Consider the following 9,903-nt stretch of genomic DNA (forward strand, 5'->3'; position numbering starts at 1 on the left):
GGCACTGAAGTAAAGCTACCACGTCAATAACAAATTGTCAAACTCTCTACATGTGTATATAACTATTTTGCTGCATATGAGTTACAACGTTGACGACTCACACCACCCATGCTATAGTGGACCCATCCTCCACACAGGCTTGTAAGCTTCTCAAGGAGTCGGTATGCAACTGTTTGACACGCACGCCCACATAGGGCTGATCCAGGATGACAAAATGGAACAACTGCTTGCTGTCCAACTTGCCAAAGTCAAGTCGGTCAAGCATGTTGTGAGCATCTGCAACAGTTTAAGCGATTTTGAAAAGACCTACACCAATTTGGAGAGCGCAAAGGATGTCTACCATGCAGTAGGGGTCTCCCCTACCGAAGTAGCCCATCCAGGGCATGATTGGGAAGAGAGGGTCATCTCCCATGCAAAAAAGAAACGTGTCATTGCCATTGGAGAGACAGGACTGGACTATTACCATATGTTCGGAGGCGATAAGACTGCGCAGATAGAGCTGATGCTCAGACATCTCGAGATTGCCAAACACCTCGACCTTCCTGTGATTATCCACAACCGAAACGCAGGTGAAGACCTACTCCCCATACTCGAGGAAAAGCTTCCACCAAAGGGTGGAATTCTCCATTGCTTTGGAGAAGATTGGGCATTCGCACAACGAGCATTGGATATGAATCTTACCTTCTCTTTCGCAGGGAACCTGACCTTCAAGAACAGCCGAATGCTGCAAGAGGTAGCCATACGCCTTCCTGAAGACAGGATTGTCATTGAGAGCGAAGCTCCCTTTATGACTCCCTACTCCCACAAGGGAGAGCGAAATAAAATTCAATATATTCTGGAAACGGCAACTGTTCTTGCAACACTGAGGCAAACATCTCTTGAAGCGCTTTCACAAACGCTTTATGCTAACAGCCTCAGGGCCTTTGCCCTTCCGAAGGATGTATGAACAGAAAGAATCTTTATCACCCCGTAACAATCGGCTCGACAACGCTAGGCGGAAACGTGTTTCTTGCCCCACTTGCCGGGTACACAGATATTCCATTCAGAACGCTCTGCATTGAAGCAGGAGCGGATTTTACATTTACAGAAATGGTCAGTGCCGAAGGTCTTGCAAGAGAAGGCGAGAAAACACTTGCGCTCATGGATCGTGCCCCAAACGAAAAGCAGTACGCTGTTCAACTATTCATGGGAAACACTGATTCTCTCAAGGAAGCCCTTTCCCAGCTCCAGCCTTACCATCCCGAGGTGATCGACATCAATTGCGGTTGCCCGGTTCCAAAGGTTACCAAGACAGGGGCAGGTTCAGCCATGATGAAGCAACCCAAGCTTATCACCGAGGTGGTCCGCACCATTACTGAGGAGACAGACATCCCTGTATCGGTCAAGTTTAGAACAGGATGGGATGCACAGAGTGAGAACTTCCTTGAATTTGCACAAGCTGCCCTGGATGGAGGGGCAAGTGCACTGACGCTCCATGCAAGGACCCGCAGCCAAGGCTATGCACCATTTGCTGATTGGAGCAAGCTCACTGAACTCAAGCAGTACACACTCCAGCACAATTATCAGGTACCAGTCTTCGGTTCCGGAGATCTGTTCAAGGCAGAAGATGCCAAGAGAATGCTTGAAGAAACCGGTATCGATGGGGTGATGTTTGCACGGGGAGCTATTGGTAATCCCTTCATCTTCTCCCAAGCCAAAGCCATCTTGCAAGGAAAGGAACCTGAGCCTATCACCGTGGAAATGAGAAGGCTTGCCATTCTACGCCACCTGGACCTCATGATCGATACCTTTGGAGAAACAACGGCATGTACGTTGATGAGAAAACATACCTGCAGTTACCTGAAAGGAATTCCCAATACCTCAACAATTAAGCAAGCGGTGGTACATGCCTCCAGACGTGAACAGTATCTTGAGGCTCTCAGCCCACTTGTTGACCTGTAAAGCGGTAAAATGGTACGTTTATTCGAGTAATCACATCGGGAAGGAAATGCAATGAGAGTATTAGTGTTAGGGTCCGGAGCAAAAGACCATGCCATTGCATGGTGGTTCTCTCAGAGTCGTCTGATTGACGGTCTATATGTGGCACCTGGAAATGTAGGAACTAAGACAATTGCGGAAAATCTGTCAATTGACCCTTCTGACCCTGAGCAGGTATACGAGGCTTGCCAAACCCATGGTATCGACTTCGTCTTTGTGGGTACTGAGGCACCTCTGTTTACAGGTGTCATCGACTTTCTCAATGAACGGGGAATAGACACATTCGGAGCACCCAACCGGGCCTTGAAGCTTGAAGGTGATCGAAATTTTGCCCGTATGTTTTCCGACCGCCATAACATTCCTACCTCTTCCCACGTTCTCTTTGATGATGAAGAAAAACTCTCAGAGTATTTAAAACGTCATGAAGGTGAACGATTCGTGGTAAAAAGCAATGCTATTGCACCCAGTAGGGTCATGGTAGATTCCACTGATTACTCCACCCTCATGGATTTTTCCAAGGGACTACTTGCCACTGGCCCGATCATTCTGGAAGAACACCTCAACGGCCTTCCCATAACCATCACCCTCTTCTTGGATAACAAAGGGTATCTTATGCTTCCCACCTCAAGCGACTACATGAAAGTCGAGGAGGGAGGACTGCCTACCGGAGGTATGGGTTCCATTTGCCCGGTCCCACTCCAGAAAACTCTTAGTGACGCCCTTGTTGACTCAATCATCGAGCCGGTATTGTTCGGTTTGAAGGCTGAAAAGATGGCCTACAAGGGTGTGCTGACCATCAGTGTCATCATTACCAAAAATGGGCCGATTCTTGTTGATTATCACGTTCGCTTCAACGATCCTGCCGCACAGGCATTCGTACCACTCATCAATACGGACATTGTCGATATTCTTGATGCCATGAAGCATGATACGCTTTCTTCTCTCAATCTTGAGGTTTCCAATCAATCAGCAGTAGCCTTGGTGGTTGCTTCTGATGGGTATCCGGAAAAACCCATTATTGGGAAAAACCTTGAGCCAATGCCGGCTCCCCTGCTGTACAATAGCTTCGAAGGCGCTCCTCGTTACTTTTTCGGAGGAGTCCAAGAGTATGAAGGCAAATTGGTTACCACCGGTGGACGTTGTGTCACTGTGGTGGGAATCGGCTACAATATCATGAATGCAAACAAGAATGCATACAAAGGTGTCAAACAGGTAAATTTTGAAGGTGCCTGGTATCGGCAAGATATTGGGAATCGGTTTTTCGAGAACTAAAACCAAAAAATCAAAAAAAAAGCAATGAGACCTCACACCCCACAGTGAAGTCTCATGCTCTACCGTTCCATAGTTCCTCAAGACTGACGGCCACCTCCCCAGGCAGCCGTCAACTTTTCGATTCCCCCCACGCAAAGGGAACGGTCAGAAGAAATCGTCTCAGAACTCCAGAAGAAAGACCATTGTTAGAAGGAAACACATAAACAAGGTCCATCTCTACTTTCATCCTACCCTCAGTTTGCCCTTGCCGTCAATGAATACCGGTTAGCTTGTGACATAATTTTCTCACTGTACATTTGTCATTAGAAAATAACTGAGGTTCCCAAAACAACCTGGATATCCCAAGACTTCAAAGTAAACGTATGACTCGATTGTAAATACTCCCCAAATGAGAGATACGAGAGACTAGAATAAATTTCCCATCGCTCAATACCTGATACGCTTAGTTCCAGCTCCTTCTTTCCTGAGAGAGTTGCACAGAATGCTGTGGAGATCATATTTTGGGAGAACAGAACAGCACCGTAATCAGTGGTACCACCAATACTTGGTGTGTACATATCTATCTCGCCTTTCAAGGCAGCTGTGAAGGTAAGGGAGAGGGTACCAACAGAGGGAACATGATAGTTTGTCTCAGAGAGAAACACCAAGGCATCGCCCCCATAGGGTGAACCGATGTAGTCAAGCAGATGCACGGTCTTCCCAAGTCCTGCATACCGCCGGATCATCAAGAAGTCAACGCTATCTCTGCGATACATACTGGGAAGAGCCATGGAAGCTTCCAAGACGCTGGAGATCACACCTTTTTCCAGTGGCTTTGCCACTTCCAGTCCCAATGAAAGAGCCCAGGCTGTGTCCTCTTCATCAGGGTCCTCATTAGGGGCAACAGCTTGATCCAAGGCAAACTGTCCATATAGACGGATCCCAGGAACAGGGACATAGGCCAGTTCAGCATGTGCTATTGCATTGAACTTACTCTCCTGATGCAGGTTATGATAGATAAATGATGGATTGAGAAATCTGACATCCAGGAAATCATCCTTGTACATGACATTCTCACTAACTGCAATCGTCAGTTTCTCCCAAGGTCGGAATTCCAGACGATGAGCGAGCAACATACGGATGTGTGGATCATTGGCATAGTAGGTATCGAAGAAAACCGTCAATGCCTCATATTTGAAATAGTTGGAGAAGGCAGTGAAACGAAGATACTCATGAAAATCAACATGATCATCCAATATGAAGTTCCCGATCCGGGAGTTACCCCATGAAATCCTATCTCGGCTGAAGGCAAGATTCCAATGCCCGGAACCAACCGAAAATACTGCACGTTTTGGCCATTGGAAGTCAAAATGCTTGCTTGCAGGAATCAGGTTGTTTGCAAAACGTTTCTGATATTGTATGAGGGGGGTAGACCCATCTATATAGTTTATATTATTGGTACTTGCATCAGGGATAAGTGCACCAAAGGAGTCATGATCATCCGCTAGATGAGGAATGACATCGTCGTGCGTATAAAGTCCGTATCCATATTGTAAATCACTATAGGTGTAGAAGAAATCTGATATTGCCATATCCAGGCGGAGTCTAGCCAGAGGCTTTCGGTCCGGGAACGCATAGGCCCATCTCCCCAAGGAGTTATACGATGGGTTATGGTGGGCATAGCCCTCCACAGAAAGATCGAGGTTGGCCGAGAGAGCAAATTCTTCAGGAAACATCCAACGAAGTGATTCATATGCCGTTTGATGTATGGAAGTATAGAGTGCATGCTGCGTGCTCCCTTCCTCCCCTGAGGACACATATGAGAGCATGTTCTGGGCTTCAGCTTTCGTCCAGGGCCTGGAAGCGGAAGGGGTTCCTGTTCCTGTAATCAAGTACAGGAGGTCCATCTCCTGATAGATGGGATCAGAGAGCGGGATCACTTCCTGCGCGCCGGTGGTAGCAAGAAGTGGTCCCACGCATATTCCAATCAACAACAGAATGATGGATAGTCGTCTCACACGCACTCCCTTATCAGATTGTGTAGCTCAGGCCAAGGGTAAGTTGAATATCACTTGCTTTCTGCCCAGCTATGTTCTGATAATTCTGTATGGTGATATAATCCAACTGACCAAAGGTTTTCAGCGTATCGGTAATTTGATACGAGCCATAGAGCCCTGCAACAAGGGTATGCTCTACTGCATTACGGGACGCATAACTGGAATCAGCGTAGTTGCCGACGCTCCCACCGGATGTAGGCGTAGTTGGAATATCAGCCACACCTCCCCCCACTCTGGTCCAGTAAGTAAACATATCGAAGGTACCATGTGCCATGTAGAACACATTACCACTCAGATTCCACTTCCCATAGGACTTCACACCACCATTGAGGTTGACCACCAGGGCATCATTACCGTAGGTGTAGCCGATAAATTCGGAGTTGTAGCGCATTCCAGATTTATTGGTAAACTCCCTGATGGCACCCACATAATTGAGACCGTAGTCATCGTAACCCGAGCTCGAATCATCAGGTGATGAAGTCTCTGAATAGCGCAAATAGAGATAAGGATCAGTATAAGCAAACTCCAAGGAACCGTAGCCAACTGCATCAGCTACTGGCACTACTCCCTTGATTCCTGCCAGATAGCCAAAGGTGATGGGGAAGTTTGTTTCAGTTTCACTGGGAACATCTTCCCCAGGCAAGGAGAACTCATCCACCGCTGCCTGAGCATAGATGTTCAAGCCATTCACTGGCGTATAGTCGATTTCAAGCCCAAGAATGGAGTTTGCATTACTTCGGATATAGTAGTCATGGAAGATCATGGCAGGATTGAGAATCCGTATATCCAAGTAATTCTCCTTACTCTGGTACATGATGCTCTCGGTCAGTGTGAGGCCCACTTTATCCTGGAACATCCTCCACTCGAGTCGATGGGACATGAACATGTAGATGCCATTCAAGGCTGTCGCTTGTCCGTCCCCTTCAGTAGGACCATCATTCTGGGTGTTGTAATAGACAGACACTTCTTCAATATCACCTGTTTCAGGGTTTTTGTAATAACCTACACCAGATTGCACATTATCATAGTAATGCAATGGATGAGGAAAGAACGATGTTACAAAGGTGTACTTGAACTTGTCACTGAACGTAGTCACACGAGCCATGTTATGGTACTTGAAGGAATCACTGAGCATTAAGTTGCCTGTATGTCCTGCTCCCCAACTCAGCCTGTCTCGACCTGCCTGGAGACTCCAATGCTCTCCACCTGCTGCAACAAAGGCACGGTAAGGTATGTTGAAGTCAAGGTCAGGCATAAGAGAGGGAGGAATCATGGGAATATTTGTAGCAAATGTGGTAGTACCAAACCCGTTTTCCAATGTATGGGTATTCCCCACACTCAACTCAGAATATCCATAGAAGGATTCTGCAGGCCACGTTTCCAAGCTCACTGTAAGAAGAGGCTTATGGTTGATTGAGTCATAGTTCCAGGAGTCTCTTCCTATGAAGTCTGTGGTATCAGAGTGGGTATAGGTTTCCAAGGTTGCGTCAAAGCCCCAACTCAGGCCAATACCCTTCCCTTGGGTCTTTGGTTCAACACCGAGGACTCCCTGGACGTACTCATAGGTTTGTTTCATCGAGCCTTGCAACGCTGATGCCTTGATTTTCTCGACCATCAGGGAAAGCTCAGCCTGACTATAAGGACCAGTGGTTGAGGGAAGGGATAACCCTTGGTGGATATAGAGCACCTCTAGAGCATCATACACATCACTATCCAGACTGTAGATCTTTTGCTGGTTTACTGCCCCAAAAATCGAGACAGACAGGAGACCCATTACAAGACAACAAACCAATACTCGAGTTGTACGCATTCCATACTCTCCCAGTTCTATTTGTATGAATTAAACAAATCAAAGTATACCAAAGGAGGTGCCAAAATGGCACCCCTAATGATGAAACTTAATGCGCTTTCAGGTATTTATATATCTGTCAGTAACACTGAAAGATCATCGGTAACAACCTCTTCCTCGCTATCAGCAGCTGTGACAGCATAGGTTGGAGGCTCATAGTTTTCCAACCATAGTGATTGATCAGCTTCGGGATTGGCAACCAATGTTGGAATAGAGAGGAGAACCATCTCCTGCATCAAGGGAAGCTTAAAAGTCCTTTCAATTGTATACTCTTCCCAGTTTGAGTCTGTATAGATGATGGTTACAGAATGCTTCTGTCCTGTCACTTCTTCCTTGTCACGATCACGAGCAGCAAGCTCCATGGGCTCTAGGTTGTTTATCTGAATTTCCACCAACTGCAACGCTCTTATCTCTTCACCTTCAATCGTAACAGTTTTATTGTCGAGCAAAACCGTATGTTGTTTACCGATGAAGAACAATAATACGCTGAACACAAGGATGACAAGAATAGCAACAAAACGAATCCAGAATATTCTTGTGAGGGCTAGCTTCATGTGGATGCCTCCTGTTCAGCTGCAAGCTGCATACCAGCGTAATGCTGGTCCCGCTTCTTCCGTACTTCGTAGAGAACCAGTGAAATAGTAATAACACCGTAGGAAACAAATACACGGAAGTACTCACCAAGCTGTGCTTGCCCAATCAAGTTCTTTCCAGCCATAGGGCTGACAACGAACATTAGGTGGAACAAAATAACTCCTAAGAATACATTACGTATGTTTGCTTTACTGACTGATGCACCGCCAACAAGAAGGGCAGCAACACTGAACATACCTATCTGCATATGGCTATTGTAGGTGTTCAATGTTCCAATATTCTGGAGATAAAGAATCATCCCGTAACCAGCGAAAACCGTGGAAATGACGATTGATACGATACGAGTATGCTCAACCTTGATACCTGCAGCTCTAGCTACTTCCAGATCCTGTCCAACAGCACGCATATCTTGTCCAAGCTTCGTTTTCTTGAACCAGAGGATGAATAAACAAAGGACAGCTATAACAAACAAGGTCGCCAAAGGGATAGGAATCCCAAAAGGACGGATGAGAAGAAGATCATCAAGAGATCTTCTAATACCAATCAAATTAACGGTATTGCGAATACCATACCCACGGGGAAGCAATAGTGAATTGCTTCTTATCGGTATGACTACACCCATTCCATAGAGAACAACAAGCTGATAGATACCATTCATAAAGAAGCCGATAATATAGCTTGTAACCATCTCTCGACCTCGTGCCATATTCAAGATTTTCCCACACCACCATCCAAGTATGACTGAAATCGGGGTAGAAATGATCATGGCAAGGATGATGCCTGGGATCCCTACGATACCCCAGTCACTGATCAGGATGAGCCCGATTTGACCGGCCATCGCACCAAGGGTCATACCAAAATTCAATCCCATCCCAGCGAGAATCGGAATCAGAAGACTGACAATCAAGAATGAGTTTCTTGAGATTCGGATTACAATTTCACTTACAAGATAGTTTGCAGAATAACCACTGAGAGGAATACCAAACGCACATATCACCAAGAACAGGATAGGAACGGTATTGTTTCCTATAATACGGAGAAGTTTTTGTGTTTTTGTCATCTGGAGTGTCATCGTATCACCTCCGTTTTTCTGGTCAAGGCGTATAGAATCATACCATTGGATACGACAATTCTGATAACCTCACTCATGTCTGTATGAATCATGGAATTCATTACAGAAGGGGTCATTGTTACAATACCTTGGAAGAGGAATGTACCAATTACTACGTTCAGGATGGAAGCCTTATTAACTGAAGCTCCTCCTATCAATATTGCAGATACTGCTGGGAGCGCCATGTAGAATGGCCCCATATATAACTGAATGAATCCAAAACTCTGCTGATATACCAAGATACCAATCGCACCAAGCCATGTAGACATGATTACACTCAACGTCCTGACCTTATCCACATTGATACCGCTCGCTCGAGCAAAGACTGAGTTTGAACCAACTGCGGTCATGGCAGTACCGGTCTTGGTATGCAAGAATGCCCAGATGATAAATGCCAGAAGCGCAAAGAATAACAACATCCCAGTAGGAATGGTTAGATGATCGGTCAACTGGATGGACAAGAAGTCATTGAGGACATGCAGGTAATATCCTTCCGTGGAAATAGTGGTACGCAAACCTGTTCCACTATACCCCCAAACCATGGTTGGGTTATTGAAAGGGAGCAACAACCACATGATACACATGAATGCAACACTGGAAAATCCAACATAGGTTGCAATCATCATCTCTCCACCCTTAACTCGGTTGAGCAATTGTCCATAACCCCAGCCAAGAATAACGGCAAATGGAGTCGCAAACAGGATTGCCAGCAGAAATGATGTTGGTCCTGGGATATTCACCTGGAGCGAGATAGTTGCACCCAACAGCCCCGCTATTATTCCCAAGGGAAGTCCAAAATTCAATCCACAGCCACTATGAATCATGGGAACCATTGCTAATACCATTACTGCATTCATTCCAAAGCGATTGAAGGTATCTGAGAGACTGGTTCCAATATTTACCCCAACAAAGGGAGCTGTAATAAAAAGCGACAAGAGGAACAACCCAATAATGATACGGGGCAATCCAAATGATTTAACGAGACCTTTAGCCGAAGAAGTCAGCTCCTGCAGATTCATACGCTCCCTCCTTCTAGTATCTGGCTCTGTTGCCCTATCATCAAG

At 46.0% G+C, this 9,903-nt stretch carries 8 protein-coding genes; 3 read left to right on the plus strand and 5 right to left on the minus strand.

Translation table 11 applies throughout. The features are described from left to right. Nucleotides 1-163 precede the first annotated feature (163 nt). The 3 genes from JF818_RS08265 to purD are packed head-to-tail and all read left to right on the plus strand — an operon-like array spanning nt 164 to nt 3,249. Nucleotides 164-946 (plus strand): TatD family hydrolase, encoded by a 783-nt coding sequence (locus JF818_RS08265; protein WP_198891547.1) that lies wholly within the window; start codon nt 164-166, stop codon nt 944-946. Continuing rightward, complete coding sequence (gene dusB, locus JF818_RS08270) at nt 943-1,941, plus strand: tRNA dihydrouridine synthase DusB (protein ID WP_198891548.1); 999 nt, start codon at nt 943-945, stop codon at nt 1,939-1,941. The genes JF818_RS08265 and dusB overlap by 4 nt, the downstream gene beginning before the upstream one ends. A gap of 51 nt (nt 1,942-1,992) precedes the next feature. After that, nucleotides 1,993-3,249, plus strand: coding sequence for a phosphoribosylamine--glycine ligase (purD, locus tag JF818_RS08275; protein ID WP_198891549.1), 1,257 nt, complete (start codon nt 1,993-1,995; stop codon nt 3,247-3,249). A 302-nt stretch (nt 3,250-3,551) separates the two neighbouring features. Here purD and JF818_RS08280 read toward each other — a convergent pair whose 3' ends face one another. The 5 genes from JF818_RS08280 to JF818_RS08300 all read right to left on the minus strand — a co-directional run bounded on the left by JF818_RS08280 (nt 3,552) and on the right by JF818_RS08300 (nt 9,858). Further along, nucleotides 3,552-5,246: a hypothetical protein gene (locus JF818_RS08280; protein ID WP_198891550.1), complete on the minus strand. Its 1,695-nt coding sequence runs from the start codon at nt 5,244-5,246 to the stop codon at nt 3,552-3,554. Between the two features lie 13 nt (nt 5,247-5,259). Next, complete coding sequence (locus JF818_RS08285) at nt 5,260-7,095, minus strand: hypothetical protein (RefSeq protein WP_198891551.1); 1,836 nt, start codon at nt 7,093-7,095, stop codon at nt 5,260-5,262. A 107-nt stretch (nt 7,096-7,202) separates the two neighbouring features. Next, complete coding sequence (locus tag JF818_RS08290) at nt 7,203-7,688, minus strand: DUF6672 family protein (protein WP_198891552.1); 486 nt, start codon at nt 7,686-7,688, stop codon at nt 7,203-7,205. Beyond that, nucleotides 7,685-8,800 carry an ABC transporter permease gene (locus JF818_RS08295; protein ID WP_198891553.1) on the minus strand — a complete coding sequence of 372 codons (1,116 nt, stop codon included), beginning with the start codon at nt 8,798-8,800 and terminating at the stop codon, nt 7,685-7,687. Before JF818_RS08295 ends, JF818_RS08290 begins: the two co-directional genes overlap by 4 nt. Further along, the gene (locus tag JF818_RS08300) at nt 8,797-9,858 is read right to left on the minus strand and encodes an ABC transporter permease (RefSeq protein WP_198891554.1); all 1,062 of its coding nucleotides are present in this window, start codon (nt 9,856-9,858) and stop codon (nt 8,797-8,799) included. Before JF818_RS08300 ends, JF818_RS08295 begins: the two co-directional genes overlap by 4 nt. Nucleotides 9,859-9,903 lie beyond the last annotated feature (45 nt).

The sequence above is a fragment of the Sphaerochaeta sp. S2 genome (assembly GCF_016406725.1).
Taxonomy (GTDB): domain Bacteria; phylum Spirochaetota; class Spirochaetia; order Sphaerochaetales; family Sphaerochaetaceae; genus Sphaerochaeta.

Coding starts and splice junctions, on each gene's coding strand:
- JF818_RS08265 (WP_198891547.1), top strand. CDS start 164: ATGCAACTGTTTGACACGCACGCCCACATAGGGCTGATCCAGGATGAC.
- dusB (WP_198891548.1), top strand. CDS start 943: ATGAACAGAAAGAATCTTTATCACCCCGTAACAATCGGCTCGACAACG.
- purD (WP_198891549.1), top strand. CDS start 1,993: ATGAGAGTATTAGTGTTAGGGTCCGGAGCAAAAGACCATGCCATTGCA.
- JF818_RS08285 (WP_198891551.1), bottom strand. CDS start 7,095: ATGCGTACAACTCGAGTATTGGTTTGTTGTCTTGTAATGGGTCTCCTG.
- JF818_RS08290 (WP_198891552.1), bottom strand. CDS start 7,688: ATGAAGCTAGCCCTCACAAGAATATTCTGGATTCGTTTTGTTGCTATT.
- JF818_RS08295 (WP_198891553.1), bottom strand. CDS start 8,800: ATGACACTCCAGATGACAAAAACACAAAAACTTCTCCGTATTATAGGA.
- JF818_RS08300 (WP_198891554.1), bottom strand. CDS start 9,858: ATGAATCTGCAGGAGCTGACTTCTTCGGCTAAAGGTCTCGTTAAATCA.